Source organism: Chelativorans composti, assembly GCF_039541695.1.
In the GTDB taxonomy this organism is placed as follows: Bacteria; Pseudomonadota; Alphaproteobacteria; order Rhizobiales; family Rhizobiaceae; genus Chelativorans; species Chelativorans composti.
Genome location: NZ_BAABGS010000008.1, coordinates 1 through 18974, shown reverse-complemented (window position 1 = coordinate 18974; position 18974 = coordinate 1). Strand labels below are relative to the sequence as shown.

Sequence of the window (18974 nt, the reverse complement as noted above, 5' to 3'; positions counted from 1 at the left end):
CCGCCCCCGTCCCGCCGCCTGCTCCCATATTTGCGAGACCTGCCGGCCTCTGCGCCCTATAATTGCGAAACGAAGTGTCCTGGGAGGTTTTCATGAAGGTTCATGGCCAATGCCATTGCGGCAGGATCAGATACGAGGCCGACATCAACCCGGACGTGGTCACGGTTTGTCACTGCGAGGACTGCCAGCGCCTTACCGGCTCCCCGTACCGGGTGACCGTGACCGCAAGACGGTCAGACATCCGTATCGAAGGCGAGCCCAAGGCGTACCGCCGCCAGGCCGACAGCGGCAGAATCCGCCTCATGTATTTTTGCCCTGAATGCGGCTCGCATCTCTTCGCCAGCGATGAGGACGAACACGCCCGCCCGTGGGGCATCCGTTGGGGCAGCATCAACGAACGCATGCAACTCGTCCCAACGCGCCAGATCTGGTGCCGCTCTGCTGCGGAATGGGCCGCGTTTCCTGACCTTCCCGCCACCGAGATGCAGGGCTGAACTTCTAGCGGCTCCCGGGAGCCTGGCACCGCGCCCTGCGCCCGCCTCCCGGCCCGATGCGCTGCGCGACGAACAACTGATTCCACTGCCGGCTCCGCCCGCAGCCGGACGAGCGTTCCCGGCGCCGACGCGGCGCACCTGCTCGAAAAATCGCAAAAAAAAGCAAAATCAATGCGTTCGCGCCTAGACATTGATCTAAATCAATGACTGAAGCCAAGCTATTTTGAAAACTTGTGAACGGTGTTGCGGTGTCTCTACGATTTGTGCCCCACACACGCCGGATGCCGCTTCACCGCATCTTCTTGCAACGATGCGCTGCGCCCTCATCTCGATGCAGTTTGATCGCAGCGGCGCCATTCTCCTCACAGCGGTTACTTGAAGCGCCTTCCGGTGGTTCGCCCGGCGGCCAGCCGTCGCTTTCTGAGCTTCGCAGAATCGGAATGAAATGGATTGACCTTGCCGCCTTCACGACAGCGGCCGTGCCCGCGCGGACAGGCGAGCTAGCAAATCCCATGAAGCCGTGAACAAGCGAGCCGCGCGCTTTGCGCGCTGCAATCAGCCGCAACGATCAGACATTATTGAGGGGGAAAACTTGTGCGGAGAAAAATTGAACTGGTCGGAGTGAGAGGATTCGAACCTCCGACCCCCTCGTCCCGAACGAGGTGCGCTACCAGGCTGCGCTACACTCCGTGACCAGTTGGCGGCTATATACCCATCTCCAATTTTCGTTTCAAGTCCTAACCGCGATCGAAATGACAGCTCGTTGAATTTTCTTCCTTCGTCTCTGGAATGCCGCTTTCGGCTTGGCTCTGCCGGCGGAAATCAGGCGGGAAAACGCGCGCCGTCCGCAGTTCCTGGGAGCGTCTCGAGCTCTTCATCCACAAGAATGTTGCGGCGCCGTGCATACGCCACGAAAACGTCATGCGCCTCGTCGGTCGAGCACTCCCTGCGGATTGCGCCCCTGCAGGCATCGAGAACCGCTTCGAGTGCTTCGTCACCGGGCGGCGCCACCTCATGCGGAAGGTAGTCGAAGGCCTCGCGCACCGTTCCAATCACCCGCACCTGCCCCAGGCCGGCCACAACGCGCACCGGCCGCGGAAAATCGAGTTCTGTCATGACCGCTCCCTTGCGAATTTGAGCTTGTTGTCGGATGCGACGCCTTAACCGTCGCGCCTTTCAAAGGTTCCGTCACCACAGCGGCCGGGAATGCTGATTCGCGGGGGGATCTTGCCGCGGCTTCCGCGCTGTGCGCATCCTTGGCGGCGGGGATCACGGGTTTGCCGCAACCACTTGAGGGGACCGATGAACAGGACGGCAATCATCACGCGCGGGGCGACAGTCACCGGCATCGCCATCGCCGAATCACTTCTGCACGATGGCTGGTCGGTGGCCATTCTCGACACCGACGAGGACGCCCTGCGCATGACCGAGGAGGCTCTGTCCGGCGAAGATGTCCTCATCCTTCCCGCCGACATGTCAGATGAGGACGAGGCCGACCGCGTTTTTGACACCGTCGTCGATACCCTCGGCCTGTGCTCCGCGCTGATCAACTGCATCGCCAGCCGGCACGAAACTCCTTTCGAGGAGACCTCCCCGGAGATGCTGCGCGAACTGCTGGAGCTCAATCTTGTCGGCCCCTTCGTCGCAATCCAGGCCGCCTGCTCCCGCATGGCGGACCAGCTCTCCATCGTCAACATCATGCCCGCAAGCGCCCTTCGCATCCGCGAAGGAAATGCCGGCCTCGCCGCTTCGCAGAAGGGCCTGCAGGCTCTCAGCGAGATTTTCGTCCTCGAAAACACGGACCGTCCCGTCCGCATCAATTCTATCGCCACCGCAGGGTCTGGAGGACGCCGGACGATCTGGACCGGCAAGCCCGTCAGGATCCCGACGCCCGAGGACGTCGCCTCCTTGGTGCGCTATCTCCTGTCCGACGATGCGCGCCTGGTGAACGGCGAAACCATCCGGCTGGGCGATGACGACACCGGCTGAAATGGCCTGGGCCTGCTCCGCGCCAAAGCCGTCAAACGCTCCCGTCGCACCATTGAAGCCGCGCTACGATGGGACTATGACGCCTGCGGGAGGCAACAAGCGCGAAGACAAGTTTGGAGCAGGTGGAAATGAGCAATCCGGTTCTGGTTGAGGTTCGGCGCGGAAGCGTGGTGGAAAGCCGTCATCGCGGCGCGGTCGCGGTCTGCGACGGTTCGGGCAGGCTCGTGCTTTCGATCGGCGATGTCGAGCGCCCGGTGTTCCCCCGTTCCGCGGTGAAGTCCATTCAGGCCCTCCCCTTTGTCGAGAGCGGCGCGGCCGATGCCTTCGGGTTCGGCAACCGCGAGATAGCGCTTGCCTGCTCCTCCCATTCCGGCGAGCCGGAACACGTGAACCTCGCCGCTTCCATGCTTGAGCGCGCGGGTCTCGATCAATCCGCGCTTGAATGCGGCGCCCACTGGCCTTCCGGCCAGCACGCGATGATCGACCTTGCTCGCAGCGGCGCCGAACCCTGCCCGCTGCACAACAACTGCTCCGGCAAGCATTCCGGCTTCCTCTGCACTTGCGTCCACACCGGGCTCGACCGCCACGGCTACGTCTCGAAGGACCACGAGTTCCAGAAGCTGGTCCGCGCCGCCCTCGAAGACGTGACGGGTGCGGCCCACGACGTCGACACCTGCGGCACCGACGGCTGCTCGATTCCGACCTACGCCGTTCCCCTTCAAAGCCTCGCGCTTGGCTTCGCCCGCATGGCGACCGGCGAGGGGCTGTCGCCTGAGCGCGCGAAGGCCGCCAGCCGCATCTTTGCCGCCTGCATGGCTGAACCCTTCCTCGTCGCGGGAACCGGCCGCGTCGACACGAAAATCATGGAAGCCGGCAAGGGCCGGCTCTTTACCAAGACCGGAGCTGAGGGCGTGTTCTGCGCCGCCATTCCCGAACTCGGCCTCGGCATCGCGCTGAAGTGCGACGACGGCGCCACGCGCGCTGCCGAGATCATGGTCATGGCGACGCTGGCAAGCCTTCTGCCAGCCGAGGATCCGCTGCGCGCCGCCCTCGTCGAGATGGCCAATCCGGTGCTGAAGAACTGGCGCGGTATCGAGGTCGGCAGCCTCCGTCCTGCCGGCCCCGTGCAGCTCGGCTGAAGGGGGCATCCTGACCCCGGTTGCCTTGCTGCACCTGCGGCTCCCGAAAAGGTGAAGTCCGGCCTTCTGACCGCAACCGCAGGCACGAACGGCCGGATCAGGAAGCCCATGACCATCTGATCTTCTTCGTGCATTGTCGGCAGCCGCCGCCCTCGCGGCGACCCGCCTCCCGGGCCTCCGCCGCACGCCTTCGGCGGGCCAACTTCCTCCGACCGGCCGCCGCACTGGACGCACCCGCCCGTTAGTGTAACTATAACGTATTTAATATGCTCGCGGACGGAGGAGCGAAGCATGGACATTGATCCGGTGCTACTGGCCAGAATCCAGTTCGCATTTACCGTATCCTTCCACATCATCTTTCCCGCCTTCACCATCGGCCTGTCGGCCTATGTCGCCGTACTGCTGGCGATGTGGATGCGAACGAAAAACCCGAAGTATCATCGCCTGGCGAGGTTCTGGACCAAGATCTTCGCCGTTTCCTTTGCAATGGGTGTCGTCTCCGGAATCGTGCTCACGTACCAGTTCGGCACGAACTGGAGCCGTTTCTCCGAGTTTTCCGGTAATGTCATCGGTCCGTTGATCGGTTATGAGGTGCTCACCGCCTTCTATCTGGAAGCGACCTTCCTCGGCATTCTCCTGTTCGGCTGGAACCGGTTTCCCGACTGGCTCCTCACGCTGGCCTCGTTCCTCGTCGCCATCGGCACCGCCACCAGCGCCTTCTGGATCCTCTCAGCGAATAGCTGGATGCAGACGCCCGCGGGCCATGAGATCCGCGACGGCATCGCCTATCCGGTCGACTGGATGCAGGTGATCTTCAATCCGAGTTTCTCGCTCCGCCTGGTCCACATGCTCATTGCGGCGTATCTCACCACTGCCGCCGTGGTCCTCGCCGTCGGCGCGCGATACCTGCTGCAGGGCCGCTTCCGCGAGGAAAGCCGCACCATGTTGCGCATGGCCGTCGGCATGATCGCCATCGTCGCTCCTCTTCAGCTTCTGGTGGGCGATTCGCACGGCCTCAACACGCTCCGGCATCAGCCGGCCAAGGTGGCCGCCATCGAGGCCCACTGGGACGCCGACAAGGGGAGCGACCTCGTTCTATTCGGCATCCCGGACGAAAAGGCGCGCACCAACCATTTCGAGATCGCCATTCCTGGCCTCGCCGGCCTCATCCTCACCCATGAATGGAACGGCCGCTTCCCCGGATTGACCGAGTTCCCGCCTGACGAATGGCCGCCCGTCGCCAATGTCTTCTTCGCCTTCCGCATCATGGTGGGCATCGGCCTCCTGCTGATTGCCATCGGCCTTTGGGGTGCCTGGCTCTGGTGGCGCGGACGCCTTTTCGACAACCGCCTCTTCCTGAGAGTAGCCTACTACGTCTGGCCGCTCGGCTTCATCGCCATCCTCGCCGGCTGGTTCGTCACCGAGCAGGGCCGCCAGCCCTGGCTGGTCTATGGCCACCTGCGCACCGTGGACGGCCTTTCGCCGGTTCCTGCGTCGAGCGTCGCCGGCACCCTCGCCCTCTTCGTCCTTATCTACGGCGTCATCTTCACGGTCGGCGTCTACTACATGAACCGCCTGATAAACCGCGGCCTAGCCCCGGTCGCGGACGTGCCATCGCAAGGCGTCCCGAACCGGCCGCTGTCCGCCGCTGAAGAGGCAACACGCGAGGCGCTCGGCAAGACGTCTGACATCCCGGGCTATTCCGCAGGGGAGACGAGATCATGACACCGATGGAATGGTACCTGCCCCTCATCTGGGCCAGCCTCATCGGCGTTGCCGTGATGATGTATGTCATCCTCGACGGCTTCGACCTGGGCATCGGCATCCTGTTCCCGGCCACCCGCAAGGAAGAGGAGCGCGATCTGATGATGAACTCCGTCGCTCCCTTCTGGGACGGCAACGAGACATGGCTCGTCCTGGGCGGCGGCGGCCTCTGGGTCGCTTTTCCCAAGGCCTATGCCATCATCATGCCGGCCTTCTACCTTCCGGTCATCGGCATGCTTCTGGCCCTCGTCCTGCGCGGCGTATCGTTCGAGTTCCGCTGGGTGGCCAAGCCGCGCCACCGGGCCTGGGACCTGGCATTTGCCGCTGGCTCCATCGTCGCTGCCTTTCTGCAGGGCGTCATCCTGGGCGGCCTGCTCCAGGGCATACCCGTCGTGGACGGCCAGTATGCCGGCGGTCCGTATGACTGGCTGACCCCCTTCTCCGTTTTCGTCGGCCTTGCCGTGGTGGCGGGCTACGCCCTCCTCGGCGCGACCTGGCTTAACATGCGAACCGTCGGTCCGGTGCGCGAGCTCGGCCGCCGCGTCGCACCCGTGCTTCTCGCCACGGTGCTCGTCGCAATGGCCATCATCAGCCTTTGGACCCCGCTGATGCTGGAAAGCGTCGCGGAACGCTGGTTCAGCATTCCAAACATTCTCTTCCTCTGGCCGATTCCGATTGCCGTCGTGCTCATTGCGTACGGCATCTGGCAGGGCATCCTGCGCGGGCGCGAATTCCTTCCCTTCGCGGGCACGATCGCTCTCTTCGTCCTGGGCTATGCGGGGCTGATCATCTCCTACGCGCCCTATCTGGTGCCGCCCAGCCTAACCTTCTGGGACACGGCCGCCGCACCCGCCTCCCAGCTCTTCTTCCTGCTGGGGACGATGTTTCTGCTGCCGATCGTGCTCGGGTATACGATATTCGTTTACTGGATTTTCCGTGGCCGCATCGCGCCCGGCGAGGGATATCACTGAGGCAACCCTCGCCAAAGCGTCGCCGTTGTTGATACCGCTCGAACAGAAAAGGGAGACTGTCGCCAGCCTCCCCTTCTCCGTTTGGGAATTCCGTCAGGTAGCCTACGCGCAGATGTCGCGCAGCGCCTCCAGATGAACGATCTCCAGTCCCCGCGTTCCGTGCAGCTTGATGTAGCCCTCGCTGCGGAACTTCGAGAACACACGCGAAACCGTCTCGATCGTCAGCCCGAGATAGTCGGCGATATCCGTCCGCGACATCGCCAGCTCGACGTGGCCGTCCTCGCCCATGCGCTCGTAGAGATCGACCATGAAGGCCGCGATGCGCTCGACCGCCGTCTGCCGGCCGATGACCAGCAGATGCTCCTGCGCCCGCACCAGCTCCTTGGTGACCAGCTTCAGCATGAACCCGTCTTCGGGCAGCGGCTTGCGCAGGATCCGGATGGCCGAGTCGCACACCGCTTCGGCGAACAGATGGTGCTCGCCGTCGGCCTCGAAGCCGAAATATTCGCCCGGAACATGAAACGCGCAAATCTGGCGCCGCCCGTCGGAGAGAAGACGGAACAGCCTCACCACGCCGTATTCGATCTGGTAGAGAGCAGCCGAACGATCGCCCTGAGCGTAGATCTGGGCGTTGGCGGGGAAAAACTCCACCTGTCTTGGCTGTCCGTAAGCAAGAGCTCCGCCATCCGCAGTGACACCCCCTACCCGCTGGTCCGTCATCTCCGGATGAGGTTGGGCCCGATAGGCAAGCATTGCTCTCTCCAGTGGTTAAACAAGCACGCTTGCCTGATAGCTGAATCCCGGCAGGCGGGAAATTCGGACAGCCCCTAAGGGATCCTACGTATACAATATGTCGCAGCACGTACAATATGTCGCAGCGCGCACTGCTAGCTGTGTTGGGGCAGGTCACCGACCGAAAGGACCATGCGCACCAGCTCCGGCAGACTCTTGCAGTTCATCTTCGCCATCACGTTGGCCCTGTGGACTTCCACCGTGCGCGGGCTGATGTCGAGGTTGTAGGCGATCGTCTTGTTCGACTGTCCCGCGACCACGCCCTGCATCACCTGGCGCTCGCGCTCCGACAGTTGCGCAATCCTCTCGCGGATCGTGTCCACGTCCGCGTTCACCACCGGCCTCTTTTCGATCATCTCGATGGCGCGCGCCACAGCGTTGACGATCACGTCGTCCTCGAACGGCTTCTCCAGGAAGTCGATCGCGCCGGCCTTCATGGCTTCCACCGCCATCGGCACGTCGCCATGGCCCGTGATCACGATCGCCGGTATCATGATGTTTTCGCTGCGCAGTCGCCTGATGAGCTCGACCCCGCTCATGTCCGGCATTCGCAGGTCGGTTATCAGGCACGCGCTTGTCAGTCCCTTGGCGTGTCGCAGGAATGCCGTCGCTGAATCATGGACCTTGACGGCATAACCCGAGATGGACAGCAGAAAGGCCAGTGAGTTCCTCACCGCCTCCTCATCATCGACGATATGGACTACCACTTCAGCGCTCATTGACCACCCTCTGCTCCATGGATACGGGCAACGTAAACCGGAAAGTCGCGCCCCCTCTCTCGTTGCGTCTGCATGTCAGCTCCCCGCCGTGGGCCTCGATGATCCGTCTTGAAATGGAGAGGCCAATGCCCATGCCGCCGGCCTTCGTGGTCACGAAGGGCTGGAACAGCCGTGTGACCACCTCGTCCGAGACGCCAGGGCCGGTGTCGGCCACTTCCACGGCGACGAAGCCATTTCCCACGGCCGAGACATCGACCTTGAGTTCGCGCACCTCGCTTTCGCGCATCGCTTCCATCGCATTGCGGATGAGATTGATCAGGACCTGCTGGATCTGCACGCGGTCCACCACGACCGTCGCCGGCAGGAAGCCGCTGGACGAAAACAGCGTGCGCACCCCCAGCTCGCGGGATCCCACGAGGGCCAGGGCGGCCGCCTCTTCCACCAGGTTCTGGATGTCTTCGGGCCTCTTTTCGGTCTCACCCCGCGTGACGAACTCGCGCAGGTGCCGGATGATCTGCCCCGCGCGCAGCGACTGCTTGGCGGTTTCTTCGATCGCCTTGCTCATCTGCTCCGCCACCGGTCCGTCCAGCTTTTCGACCAGTCGCCGGCAGCCCTGCACGTAGTTGGAGATTGCCGCCAGCGGCTGGTTGAGCTCGTGCGCCAGCGTGGATGCCATCTCGCCCAGTTCGCTGATGCGCGCCAGCCGCGCGAGCTGCGCCTGGACTTCCTGCAGGCGCGCCTCGGTCTCCGCCCTGTCGGTCAGGTCGCGGATGAACCCGGTGAAGAAGACCTTGCCACCGCTGTGCATCTCGCCCACCGCGAGCTTCATCGGAAACGTCGAACCGTCCTTGCGCTGGCCGACCACCACGCGGTCCGTACCGATGATCCGCGGCTCCCGCGTCTTCATGTACCGTTCGATATACGCGTCGTGCTTGCTGCGATACGGTTCCGGCATCAGCATGCTGATGTTCTTGCCGAGCACCTCTTCCGCCTCGTAGCCGAACTGGCGGATGGCGGCATCGTTGAACGTGATGATCTTGCCCGTCTCGTCTATGACCACGGTGGCGTCGGGAACCGTATCGAGGAGCGATTGCAGATGTGCCTGTTTCGCCTCGAGGTCCTGACGGTTCCTGAGCGCCTCCTCCTGCGTCTCCCGGAAAGCGGTGCCCGCCAGCAGCGCCAGCCCGCAGGTCAACACGCAGAGAAGTCCCGGAACGAGCGGCACATCGGCATAATCGAAGGCGTAGAGAGCCAGCGCCATGGCTGCCAGCCCCGAAAAAACAATCGCCCCGATGACATTGCCCCATCGGTAGGCCGCCCCCAGCACGAGAGCCGGGGCAATCGGTAACAACCATACAAGACTCAATACGGCGCTCCCTGTTGCCGATCGAACAAGTGGGGTGAACGCTCTGCGGTTTGAGACGCGAGATATGCAGGTAGTAGCAAATTTATCAACGATACGCATCGCAGAGAGAAGCGCCCCATCGTCGCGTTCCCGTTACTCGTTGATCTGTCTCAATGGATCGTCGGTGCAACAATAGTAATGTTGCATGAATTTGGGGGGAAGGGATAGCTGGCGCGGGCATCAGGAAGGCATCCCTTACGCAGTACGGATCGGTCTTGCATCCGAACCGCCGAGCTGGCTTGCGCTGAAAGGGGTATCGGAAAAAATGGAGCAGCTACAATGCCTGCTTGTTGGCTCGGTTGCCGTCGAGCCGTTTGTGCCATCTCCTGCTCTCGTTTTCGCCACGTCCCTCGCCGAGCGCAATGCCGCCCGCCTTACCGTGTGCGTCATGCCTCCGCAGGAAGCGTCAACATCCGAAGCTGACCCATCCCTTCACGCCGAACGCGCGCAGGAGATCGCCCGCTTGAACGCCGCCGAGACTCAGAAGCACCTCGGCAACCGCGGCACCGCAATTCTCGCGACCGTGGAACCCCGCTCGGACAGCATCGCGATTGCAAGGCTCGTTCGGCTTGCCCGCGTGAACGATCTCACAATTCTGGATGCGGCCACCACCGACAACGCCCTCCGCCACGCCGCAACCGAAGAGCTTTTGCTGGAAAGCGGCGGATCCGTTGTCATCGTTCCGGTGGGCGGCAGCTCACCATTCCCGGCCAGGATCACCATTGCATGGGACGGAAGCGCAAGCAGCGCCCGCGCCGTTCGCGATGCCCTTCCGTTCCTCCGCGCCGCCGAGAGCGTATCGATCGTCACCGTGACGGGCGAGAAGGATCTGTCCGCCATGACCTCCGGCCAGGACCTCGCCAACTATCTGCTCCACAAGAATATCGCCGAAGTGCGGACCGAGATGCTTTCGGCCTCCGGCGGCGACGTCATTGGCCGTCTGCGCAGGTTCGTCACGGAAAGCGGCACGGACATGCTCGTTCTGGGTGCGACCGCCCATTCCCGCGTCCGTCGCACCAGTCTTGGCAGCGTGATCCGCGGCATGCTCGACCAGCCGCCCGCGACGCTTTTCCTGGCCCACTGACCAGCCCGCCCCACCCCACCCCACCTGCCGTGTCGTCACGGGCACCGTATCACGAAAATCGCTCATTTTGACCCGAGGGGTGACAATCCGCGCACCCTCTCGCCCCGATTGATTGACTCAGATCAAGGCTTTTCCTCCGAGCACACGGCCATGGATAGCGTGAGCGACCGCAGCAATGCGTTCCGCGACTCATCCGAGGAAGGCTCAATGAAATACGGAAAAGAGATTGTTCTATTGCCACTGGCGGCGTTTGCTGCGCTCGCCGGTGCAGCCTTGGGGGCAGACTCCGCATTCAGAGCCCATATGTGGGTTCTGTTTTTCGCGCTTGCGGGCGGTACGATTGTCCTGATGCGCAACATATCATGGGCAGAGTCAAACGCCGCAGCCATCCCGCTTCGTTCGGACGAAGCCGAGACCTACATGGACGGCCCCATCCGTTACGGGGCGATCGCAACCGTTTTCTGGGCGGTCGTCGGACTGGCGGTGGGCGTCTTTGTGGCTCTTCAGCTCGCCTACCCGCAGCTGAACTTTGAACCGTTCCTGACCTTTGGTCGCCTCCGTCCGCTCCACACCTCCGCGGTCATCTTCGCCTTCGGCGGTAACGCACTGATTGCCACGTCATTCTACTGCGTGCAGCGCACCTGCCGTGCCCGCCTTTTCGGCGGCAACCTGGCCTGGTTCGTGTTCTGGGGCTACAACCTCTTCATCATCATGGCCGCCACCGGCTATGTGCTGGGCATCACCGAGAGTCGCGAATACGCGGAACCGGAGTGGTACGTCGACATTTGGCTCACCATCGTCTGGGTCTGCTACTTCCTGGTGTTCTTCGGTACGATCCTGAAGCGCAAGGAACCTCACATCTACGTCGCGAACTGGTTCTACCTCTCCTTCATCGTGACCATCGCGATGCTGCACATCGTCAACAACCTGTCGATGCCGGTTTCGCTGATCGGTTCCAAGAGCTACTCGCTCTTCGCCGGTGTTCAGGACGCGCTGACCCAGTGGTGGTACGGCCATAACGCGGTGGGCTTCTTCCTGACCGCCGGCTTCCTTGGCATGATGTACTACTTCGTGCCGAAGCAGGCCAACCGCCCGGTCTACTCCTACCGCCTGTCGATCGTTCACTTCTGGGCGCTGATCTTCCTCTACATCTGGGCCGGTCCGCATCACCTTCACTACACCGCTCTCCCCGATTGGGCGCAGACCCTTGGCATGGTCTTCTCCATCATGCTCTGGATGCCGTCCTGGGGCGGCATGATCAACGGTCTGATGACCCTGTCCGGCGCCTGGGACAAGCTTCGTACCGACCCGATCATCCGCATGATGGTCATGGCGGTCGCCTTCTACGGCATGTCCACCTTCGAGGGCCCGATGATGTCCATCAAGTCGGTCAACTCTCTCAGCCACTACACCGACTGGACCATTGGTCACGTCCATTCCGGCGCCCTTGGCTGGGTCGGCATGATCTCCTTCGGTGCGATCTACTTCCTCGTGCCGCGTCTGTGGAAGCGTGAGCGCCTGTACTCGATCCGCATGGTCAGCTGGCACTTCTGGCTCGCCACCATCGGCATCGTGATCTACGCCGCTGTCATGTGGGTGTCCGGCATCCAGCAGGGCCTGATGTGGCGCGAGTACGACGATCAGGGCTTCCTGGTCTACACCTTCGCCGAGACCGTCGCGGCCATGCATCCGTATTACGTCCTGCGTACGCTCGGTGGTGCCCTGTACCTCCTGGGTGCGGTCATCATGGCCTACAACGTCTACATGACGATCCGCGGCTACGTGCGTGAGGAAGCGCCTATGGGCGGCAAGGCACCGGCGCTGCAACCAGCTGAATAAGGAGCCGTACGAATGGCACTTCTCGACAAACATCATATTATCGAGCGCAATGCCACACTTCTTCTGGTTGGCTCGCTCTTTGTCGTCACCATCGGCGGCATCGTGGAGATCGTCCCCCTCTTCTATCTCGAGAACACCATCGAGAAGGTTGAGGGCATGCGGCCCTACTCGCCGCTGGAGCTCGCCGGTCGCAACATCTACATCCGCGAAGGCTGCTATGTCTGCCACAGCCAGATGATCCGTCCCTTCCGTGACGAGGTCGAGCGCTTTGGCCACTACAGCCTCGCCGCGGAGTCGATGTACGACCACCCGTTCCAGTGGGGCTCGAAGCGGACGGGGCCCGACCTCGCCCGCGTCGGCGGCCGCTACTCCAACGAGTGGCACGTGCAGCATCTCATCGACCCGCGTTCGGTGGTGCCGGAATCGGTCATGCCGAGCTACGGCTTCCTGAAGGACAAGCCGCTTGAGATCGGCGACTTCTCGACCCACCTCGTCGCCAACGTGAAGGTTGGCGTCCCGTACACGGAAGAGATGATCGCCAACGCCAACGCGGACCTTCTCGCCCAGGCCAACCCGGATGCGGATCACGAGGAGCTCCTCGCCCGCTATCCCAAGGCCGTGGTGGGTGACTTCGACGGCAACCCGAACATGGTGAGCGAGATGGACGCCCTCATCGCCTACCTGCAGATGCTCGGCACGCTCGTCGACTTCTCCACCTACGACGAGACCGGCGGTTACCGCTAAGGGAGGGATCCATGGAGACTTATACCGCTCTGCGCCAGTTCGCTGACAGTTGGGGGTTGCTCTGCATGACGGTCTTCTTCGTCGGCACGATCCTCTTCGTGTTCCGCCCCGGCGCCAAGGTCCGGGCCCAGGAAGCAGCCATGATCCCACTCAAGGACGATCACGATGACTGAGAAGCATATTGACGAACTCTCCGGTGTCGAAACGACCGGCCATGAATGGGATGGCATTCGGGAACTGAACAATCCGATGCCGCGCTGGTGGCTGCTGACCTTCTACGCCACCATCATCTGGACGATCGGCTACACCATTGCCTATCCGGCATGGCCGCTCATCAGCTCGGCCACCAAGGGTGTGCTGGGCTGGTCGAGCCGCGCCCAGCTCTCTGAGACCATGGGCCAGGTTGCCGACAGCCAGGCTGCCATCAAGACGGCGATCGCCGAGAAGTCCCTCGAGGATATCGTCAAGGACGACTCGCTCTATCGCTTCGCACGCGCTGCCGGCGAGGCCGCCTTCAAGGTGAACTGCGTGCAGTGCCACGGCACCGGCGCCCAGGGCTTCCCTGGCTATCCGAACTTGAACGACGACGACTGGCTCTGGGGTGGCACCATCCAGGACATCTACCAGACCATTTCGCACGGCATCCGCTACAACTCGGATCCGGACACCCGCGTGTCCGAGATGCCCGCATTCGGCGAGATGCTGACCGGTCAGGAGATCCGTAGCATCGCTGCCTACGTGAAGTCGCTGTCGGGCGAGCCGTCCAATCCTGCCCTCGCCGAGGCCGGCAAGCAGCTGTTCGTCGACAACTGCGCATCCTGCCATGGCGAGGATGGCCGCGGTGACCAGACTGTCGGCGCGCCCAACCTGGTCGACGCGATCTGGCTCTACGGCGCGACCGAGGCCGACATTGCAGCCCAGATCCGCAAGCCGAAGCATGGCGTGATGCCCGCCTGGCATGCACGTCTCGGCGACGTCACCGTGAAGGAGCTGGCCGTTTACGTCTACTCGCTCGGAGGCGCCGAACAGATACAGTAATTGATCCCGGTCAATGACTGGATCGATTGCTCCTGTATCAATGTAGAGCGCATCCCGTGGGGGGAAGCCGGGGGAGATACTTCAGGGACTTTGGTCCCGGAAGTTCCTCCCCCGAATTTTTTGGGCGCGGCATTCTGCGCCTGCGGCATTCCGGTCCATTTGATCCTGATCAAGGCCCCGAAGCGCCAAAGGGGCGCAAAGGGTTCTCATGGCAAACGTTACTGATATCCCCCACGACGACGCACAGCCCGTCAACGCGAAGCGCAATCGCCAGCCGCTCTACGCGGCACGCAAGAAGGTCTACCCAAAGCGTGTCACAGGGCGGTTCCGGCGTTTCAAGTGGCTTGTGATGCTTATCACCCTGGGCATCTACTATCTGTTGCCCTGGGTGCGGTGGGACCGTGGTCCCTATGCCCCCGACCAGGCCGTCCTGGTCGACATGGCACATCGCCGGTTCTACTTCTTCTTCATCGAGATCTGGCCCCAGGAATTCTTCTTCATCGCCGGCCTGCTCGTGATGGCAGGCATCGGCCTGTTCCTGATCACCTCGACCATCGGTCGTGCCTGGTGCGGCTACACCTGCCCGCAGACCGTGTGGGTCGACCTCTTCATCGCCGTGGAGCGGCTGATCGAAGGCGACCGCAATGCCCGCATCAAGCTCGACAAGAGCCCGTGGACGGCCGAGAAGATCATCAAGCGGACCACTGTTCACGCCTGCTGGCTGTTGATCGGCGTCATGACCGGCGGCGCCTGGATCTTCTACTTTGCCGATGCGCCGACGCTTCTGGTCGACTTCGCGAAGGGCCAGGCTCCCATGGTGGCCTACACCACCGTCGCCATCCTGACTGCCACCACCTACGTTTTCGGCGGCCTGATGCGCGAGCAGGTCTGCACCTACATGTGCCCCTGGCCGCGCATCCAGGGCGCGATGCTGGACGAGAACTCGCTCACCGTCACCTACAACGCCTGGCGCGGCGAGCCGCGTTCCGCCCACGCCAAGAAGGCCGCGGCGGCAGGTCAGGTTGTCGGTGATTGCGTGGACTGCAACGCCTGCGTCGCGGTCTGCCCGATGGGGATCGACATCCGTGACGGACAGCAGCTGGAGTGCATCACCTGCGCCCTTTGTATCGACGCCTGCGACAACGTCATGGACAAGCTCGGCAAGGAGCGTGGCCTGATCTCCTACGCGACGCTGAGCGAGTACAACGACAACATGGCGCTTGCCACCGCCAACGGTACCCAGCCCATCGACCCGCGCCGCGTGCGCAACCCGGACGGCACGCTGTCGGACAAGGTTGCCCGTTTCGACTGGCGTCACGTCTTCCGGCTGCGGACGCTCATCTATGCGACAATCTTTGCGGCTGTCGGCCTTGGCATGCTGTACGTGCTGGTCACCCGCGACCGTCTCGACGTCAACGTCCTGCACGACCGCAATCCGCAGTACGTGGTTCTGTCCGACGGCTCGATCCGCAACGGTTACACCGTCAAGCTCCTGAACATGATCCCGCAGCCGCGCGAGTTCGTGCTGTCGATCGAGGGCCTCGAGGGTGCTACGATGACTTCGCCCGAGCTTGAGGAATCCGGAACGGAGCTGCGCCTCACGGTCCAGCCGGACCGCCTGCGCCAGATCCACATCTTTGTGAGCCAGGAGCCTCAGGATCATGGCCATCGCCATGGATCAAGAAGCAGAGAAGAACTGTTCCACTTCGTGGTACAGGACGTCGAAGGCGGCGAACGCGCCGTCTACCGGGCAAAGTTCATCAGACCGTAAGGGAGACGTGACATGAAGACGGCCGGACATCAGCGTGAATTCACCGGATTCCACCTGCTTCTGATCATGGTCGCGTTCTTCGGTGTGGTCATAGCGGTCAACATCACCCTGGCCGTCTTTGCCAACCGGACCTGGACGGGCCTGGTCGTTCCCAACACCTACGTGGCAAGCCAGGAGTTCAATGAGCGCACCGAGCGCGGGCGTCACCAGCTTTCGCTCGGCTGGCAGCCCGTGCTCAGGTTCGAGAATGGCAGGCTCTCCTACGGCCTGACGGACAAGTCCGGTTCCGTTATCCCGCTCGACCGGGTCCAGGTCCTTCTCCACCGCCCGGTTTCCGGCCTGCAGGATACGGTTCTTGTCCTGGAGCGGCAGCCTGACGGCAGCTATGCCACCGACGTCGCTCTGGGAGATGGGGCGTGGATCATTGAGGTCGAAGCCGAGGCTGGCCTGGAGTTCCCATACCGTGACGTGCGTCGTATCCATATCCGTGAGGGAGTGTTGAGATGAGCTGCTGCGCTCCGGTGGCGGAGGGTGCTCTGGCTGCGGCCGAGCGCCCTGTCGTGTCGGCAGAGGAGCTCCGTCTCGCCAGCCGTTCGCTGGGTGGCGGGGTGATGCAGGTCGAGCTGGCCGTACCGGATGTTCACTGCGGAGGCTGCATCCATGCCGTCGAGAGCACCCTCTCGAAGCTGGATGGCGTCCTTTCCGCGCGTGTAAACCTGTCCACCAGGCGCGTCACCATCAAGTACCGGGAAGGCAAGCTTCCGCCCATCGTGGAGTCGCTTGTCTCCATTGGCTACCCGCCGCACCTCTTCGAGGAGGAAGGCACGAAGGACGCTGTCCTCTCCGAACTCCTCTGGGCGACGGGCGTTGCGGGCTTTGCCGCCGGCAACATCATGCTCCTGTCCGTCTCCGTCTGGTCCGGCGCTGAGGCCGCCACGCGCGACCTCTTCCACTGGATCTCCGCGCTGATTGCCATTCCCGCCCTGTTCTATGCCGGCCGCATCTTCTTCCGATCGGCCTGGAACGCGGTGCTTCACGGCCGCACCAACATGGACGTGCCGATCTCGATCGGCGTCATTCTCGCTTACGCGCTGAGTCTCTACGAGACCATCCATAGCGGACCTCACGCCTATTTCGACGGCGCGGTGTCCCTGCTCTTCTTCCTGTTGATCGGCCGCACGCTGGACCATGTGATGCGCAACCGCGCCCGCGTGGCCGTCACCAGCCTTGCCAGGCTCGCCCCGCGCGGCGCCACCGTCCTGCACCCCGACGGCAGCCGCGATTACGTCCCGCTGAACGAGATCGAGCCCGGCATGGTCATCGCCGTGGCCGTCGGCGAACGCATTCCCGTCGACGGCGTGGTGATGGAAGGCTCCACTGACATCGACTGCTCGATGGCCACCGGCGAGAGCGCCCCGCAGCCCGCCCAGCCGGGCAGCGACATCCGCGCCGGCATGCTGAACCTCACCCATCCAATCACAATGAAGGCCACGGCCGCGGCCAAGGACTCCTTCCTAGCTGAAATGGTCCGCCTCATGGAGGCCGCCGAGAGCAGCCGTGCCGCCTACCGCCGCCTTGCCGACCGGGTCTCCGCACTCTACGCGCCGGTCGTACACCTGACCGCCCTTCTTACCTTCATTGGCTGGATGATCTGGAGCGGCGGCGACTGGCATCTCTCCATCACCATCGCCATCGCCGTGCTGATCATCACCTGCCCCTGCGCCCTCGGCCTTGCCGTTCCGATGGTCCAGGTGGTGGCCGCCCGCCGTCTGTTCGAGCATGGCATCATGGCCAAGGACGGCTCTGCCATGGAGCGCCTGGCCAACATCGACACCGCCGTCTTCGACAAGACGGGCACGCTGACCGTTGGCGAGGCCCGCCTGGCCAACGCCGGGGAGATCGACGCTGAGGCGCTGGCCATTGCCGCGGCCCTTGGCGCCCGCTCGAACCACCCGCTGTCCCGCGCCATCGCCGCTGCCGCGCCGGCGAACACGAAGCCCGTCCAGCTCGCCGGCATCACCGAGCAGCCCGGCTTCGGCGTCGAGGCGAAGATCGGCTCTTCGGTCTACCGTCTGGGCCGCGCCTCCTGGGCCCTGAGCGATGACGCTGCCGAGGGCACCGTCCTTGCCCGCGACGGCCAGCTCCTCGCTTCCTTCCGCTTCGAGAACCGCCTCCGTCAGGATGCCGCCGAGGCGCTCGAGGCCTTGCGCAAGCGTGGCATCGAGGTCGAGATCATGTCCGGCGACACCCGCGCTCAGGTGGAGGCGATCGCGACCAAGCTGGGTGTCACCCGCTACCACGCCGGCGTCCTGCCGGGCGAGAAGGCCGTCCGTATGGCCGAGCTCGCCGCCGAGGGCCGCAAGGTTCTGATGGTGGGCGACGGCTTGAACGATGCTCCCGCCCTTGCCGCGGCCTATGTCTCCATGGCGCCCGCCACGGCCGCCGACGTTGGCCGCAACGCGGCGGATTTCGTGTTCCTGCACGAGAGCATGAACGCCGTGCCCTTTGCCCACCGGGTCGCCCGCCGTTCCGGCCAACTGATCCGACAGAACTTCGGCATCGCGGTCGTCTACAACCTGATTGCCGTGCCGATCGCGATCCTCGGCTACGTCACGCCCCTGGTCGCGGCTGTTGCCATGTCTGGCTCTTCTGTCATAGTTGTTGCCAATGCCCTGCGCCTTCTGCGCTTGGGCGGCGGACAGAAGCGCTCCGCCGCCGCTACCGCAAGGCGCGCCTCTCACAAGTTGCAGGAGGTAATGTGACCACTCTCTCGATACTGATCCCGATTGCGCTTTTCCTGGGAGGACTGGGCCTCGCCAGCTTCCTCTGGGCACTGCGCAGCGGTCAGTATGAGGATCTGGACGGCGCGGCCGAACGCATCCTCATCGACGACGAGGACGATCGTCCGGCCACGTCCTGACACGTCTAACGCTGATGCGCCCCGAGCAGGTAATAACGCTCGAGGTCTCGGCCCGCATCTGCTTTTCCGATCACCATCCGTTGGTGACGGTTAGACTGGTGCGGAATCATACGCTGGACGAGGGGATTTGGCCGGCCAGCTGCTCCTTTAGCAGCCTGGACACTAATTGATGCAATGCTGTGAGATCCAGGTTGCCGGCCATGATCCACCCCCATTGAACGGGTCCACCTTGAAGTATGGTTTTGACCATGAAGGAGGACCACAATGGCCAACAAGCGACACAAGCCCGACGAGATCGTCACGAA

Annotated in this window: 18 protein-coding genes and 1 tRNA gene; 14 read left to right on the top strand and 5 right to left on the bottom strand. The window is 63.1% G+C overall.

Going from position 1 to position 18974, the window contains the following annotated elements; genetic code table 11:
- Positions 1–92: 92 nt before the first annotated feature.
- On the top strand, positions 93–494 hold the full coding sequence (locus ABD906_RS00650; RefSeq protein ID WP_345097652.1) for a GFA family protein: 402 nt from the start codon (positions 93–95) through the stop codon (positions 492–494).
- Between the two features lie 613 nt (positions 495–1107).
- On the opposite strand, the gene ABD906_RS00645 is transcribed toward ABD906_RS00650, so the two are convergent.
- A tRNA-Pro gene (locus ABD906_RS00645) sits at positions 1108–1184 on the bottom strand.
- Positions 1185–1316: 132 nt separating this feature from the next.
- On the bottom strand, positions 1317–1610 hold the full coding sequence (locus tag ABD906_RS00640) for a DUF982 domain-containing protein (RefSeq protein WP_345097651.1): 294 nt from the start codon (positions 1608–1610) through the stop codon (positions 1317–1319).
- A 186-nt stretch (positions 1611–1796) separates the two neighbouring features.
- Between ABD906_RS00640 and ABD906_RS00635 the strand changes: the two genes are divergently transcribed.
- The 4 genes from ABD906_RS00635 to cydB all read left to right on the top strand — a co-directional run bounded on the left by ABD906_RS00635 (position 1797) and on the right by cydB (position 6357).
- The gene (locus ABD906_RS00635; protein ID WP_345097650.1) at positions 1797–2483 is read left to right on the top strand and encodes an SDR family NAD(P)-dependent oxidoreductase; all 687 of its coding nucleotides are present in this window, start codon (positions 1797–1799) and stop codon (positions 2481–2483) included.
- 128 nt (positions 2484–2611) lie between these two features.
- Positions 2612–3622, top strand: a complete 1011-nt coding sequence (locus tag ABD906_RS00630; RefSeq protein ID WP_345097649.1) for an asparaginase — start codon at positions 2612–2614, stop codon at positions 3620–3622.
- 291 nt (positions 3623–3913) lie between these two features.
- Positions 3914–5347, top strand: coding sequence for a cytochrome ubiquinol oxidase subunit I (locus ABD906_RS00625; protein WP_345097648.1), 1434 nt, complete (start codon positions 3914–3916; stop codon positions 5345–5347).
- Between the two features lie 5 nt (positions 5348–5352).
- Entirely contained in the window at positions 5353–6357 is a 1005-nt protein-coding gene (cydB, locus tag ABD906_RS00620; RefSeq protein ID WP_345097725.1) for a cytochrome d ubiquinol oxidase subunit II, read from the top strand.
- 102 nt (positions 6358–6459) lie between these two features.
- On the opposite strand, the gene ABD906_RS00615 is transcribed toward cydB, so the two are convergent.
- From ABD906_RS00615 to ABD906_RS00605, 3 genes are all read right to left on the bottom strand, one after another.
- Positions 6460–7110, bottom strand: coding sequence for a helix-turn-helix domain-containing protein (locus ABD906_RS00615; RefSeq protein ID WP_345097647.1), 651 nt, complete (start codon positions 7108–7110; stop codon positions 6460–6462).
- A gap of 134 nt (positions 7111–7244) precedes the next feature.
- Positions 7245–7868: a response regulator FixJ gene (gene fixJ, locus ABD906_RS00610; RefSeq protein ID WP_345097646.1), complete on the bottom strand. Its 624-nt coding sequence runs from the start codon at positions 7866–7868 to the stop codon at positions 7245–7247.
- Positions 7858–9234: a PAS domain-containing sensor histidine kinase gene (locus ABD906_RS00605; RefSeq protein WP_345097645.1), complete on the bottom strand. Its 1377-nt coding sequence runs from the start codon at positions 9232–9234 to the stop codon at positions 7858–7860. The genes fixJ and ABD906_RS00605 overlap by 11 nt, the downstream gene beginning before the upstream one ends.
- Before the next feature lie 304 nt (positions 9235–9538).
- Between ABD906_RS00605 and ABD906_RS00600 the strand changes: the two genes are divergently transcribed.
- The 9 genes from ABD906_RS00600 (at position 9539) to ccoS (ending at position 18669) form a co-directional block, all read left to right on the top strand.
- Positions 9539–10357: a universal stress protein gene (locus ABD906_RS00600; protein ID WP_345097644.1), complete on the top strand. Its 819-nt coding sequence runs from the start codon at positions 9539–9541 to the stop codon at positions 10355–10357.
- A 207-nt stretch (positions 10358–10564) separates the two neighbouring features.
- On the top strand, positions 10565–12196 hold the full coding sequence (ccoN, locus tag ABD906_RS00595; protein WP_345097643.1) for a cytochrome-c oxidase, cbb3-type subunit I: 1632 nt from the start codon (positions 10565–10567) through the stop codon (positions 12194–12196).
- A 12-nt stretch (positions 12197–12208) separates the two neighbouring features.
- The gene (ccoO, locus tag ABD906_RS00590; RefSeq protein ID WP_345097642.1) at positions 12209–12940 is read left to right on the top strand and encodes a cytochrome-c oxidase, cbb3-type subunit II; all 732 of its coding nucleotides are present in this window, start codon (positions 12209–12211) and stop codon (positions 12938–12940) included.
- Positions 12941–12951: 11 nt separating this feature from the next.
- Complete coding sequence (locus tag ABD906_RS00585) at positions 12952–13113, top strand: cbb3-type cytochrome c oxidase subunit 3 (RefSeq protein WP_345097641.1); 162 nt, start codon at positions 12952–12954, stop codon at positions 13111–13113.
- Complete coding sequence (gene ccoP / locus ABD906_RS00580; protein ID WP_345097640.1) at positions 13106–13978, top strand: cytochrome-c oxidase, cbb3-type subunit III; 873 nt, start codon at positions 13106–13108, stop codon at positions 13976–13978. Before ABD906_RS00585 ends, ccoP begins: the two co-directional genes overlap by 8 nt.
- A 208-nt stretch (positions 13979–14186) precedes the next feature.
- Entirely contained in the window at positions 14187–15749 is a 1563-nt protein-coding gene (gene ccoG / locus ABD906_RS00575; RefSeq protein WP_345097638.1) for a cytochrome c oxidase accessory protein CcoG, read from the top strand.
- A gap of 12 nt (positions 15750–15761) precedes the next feature.
- Positions 15762–16256: a FixH family protein gene (locus ABD906_RS00570; RefSeq protein ID WP_345097637.1), complete on the top strand. Its 495-nt coding sequence runs from the start codon at positions 15762–15764 to the stop codon at positions 16254–16256.
- Positions 16253–18511 carry a cation-translocating P-type ATPase gene (locus ABD906_RS00565; RefSeq protein WP_345097636.1) on the top strand — a complete coding sequence of 753 codons (2259 nt, stop codon included), beginning with the start codon at positions 16253–16255 and terminating at the stop codon, positions 18509–18511. Before ABD906_RS00570 ends, ABD906_RS00565 begins: the two co-directional genes overlap by 4 nt.
- Positions 18508–18669, top strand: coding sequence for a cbb3-type cytochrome oxidase assembly protein CcoS (gene ccoS / locus ABD906_RS00560; protein ID WP_345097635.1), 162 nt, complete (start codon positions 18508–18510; stop codon positions 18667–18669). Before ABD906_RS00565 ends, ccoS begins: the two co-directional genes overlap by 4 nt.
- Positions 18670–18974: the final 305 nt, after the last annotated feature.

Bases quoted from the DNA above. Each gene is read 5' to 3' on its own strand.
- ABD906_RS00600 (WP_345097644.1), top strand. From the start codon at position 9,539: ATGGAGCAGCTACAATGCCTGCTTGTTGGCTCGGTTGCCGTCGAGCCG.
- ABD906_RS00570 (WP_345097637.1), top strand. From the start codon at position 15,762: ATGAAGACGGCCGGACATCAGCGTGAATTCACCGGATTCCACCTGCTT.
- ABD906_RS00585 (WP_345097641.1), top strand. From the start codon at position 12,952: ATGGAGACTTATACCGCTCTGCGCCAGTTCGCTGACAGTTGGGGGTTG.
- ccoP (WP_345097640.1), top strand. From the start codon at position 13,106: ATGACTGAGAAGCATATTGACGAACTCTCCGGTGTCGAAACGACCGGC.
- ccoG (WP_345097638.1), top strand. From the start codon at position 14,187: ATGGCAAACGTTACTGATATCCCCCACGACGACGCACAGCCCGTCAAC.
- ABD906_RS00565 (WP_345097636.1), top strand. From the start codon at position 16,253: ATGAGCTGCTGCGCTCCGGTGGCGGAGGGTGCTCTGGCTGCGGCCGAG.
- ABD906_RS00630 (WP_345097649.1), top strand. From the start codon at position 2,612: ATGAGCAATCCGGTTCTGGTTGAGGTTCGGCGCGGAAGCGTGGTGGAA.
- ccoN (WP_345097643.1), top strand. From the start codon at position 10,565: ATGAAATACGGAAAAGAGATTGTTCTATTGCCACTGGCGGCGTTTGCT.
- ccoO (WP_345097642.1), top strand. From the start codon at position 12,209: ATGGCACTTCTCGACAAACATCATATTATCGAGCGCAATGCCACACTT.
- cydB (WP_345097725.1), top strand. From the start codon at position 5,353: ATGGAATGGTACCTGCCCCTCATCTGGGCCAGCCTCATCGGCGTTGCC.
- ABD906_RS00640 (WP_345097651.1), bottom strand. From the start codon at position 1,610: ATGACAGAACTCGATTTTCCGCGGCCGGTGCGCGTTGTGGCCGGCCTG.
- fixJ (WP_345097646.1), bottom strand. From the start codon at position 7,868: ATGAGCGCTGAAGTGGTAGTCCATATCGTCGATGATGAGGAGGCGGTG.
- ABD906_RS00635 (WP_345097650.1), top strand. From the start codon at position 1,797: ATGAACAGGACGGCAATCATCACGCGCGGGGCGACAGTCACCGGCATC.
- ABD906_RS00625 (WP_345097648.1), top strand. From the start codon at position 3,914: ATGGACATTGATCCGGTGCTACTGGCCAGAATCCAGTTCGCATTTACC.
- ABD906_RS00650 (WP_345097652.1), top strand. From the start codon at position 93: ATGAAGGTTCATGGCCAATGCCATTGCGGCAGGATCAGATACGAGGCC.
- ABD906_RS00615 (WP_345097647.1), bottom strand. From the start codon at position 7,110: ATGCTTGCCTATCGGGCCCAACCTCATCCGGAGATGACGGACCAGCGG.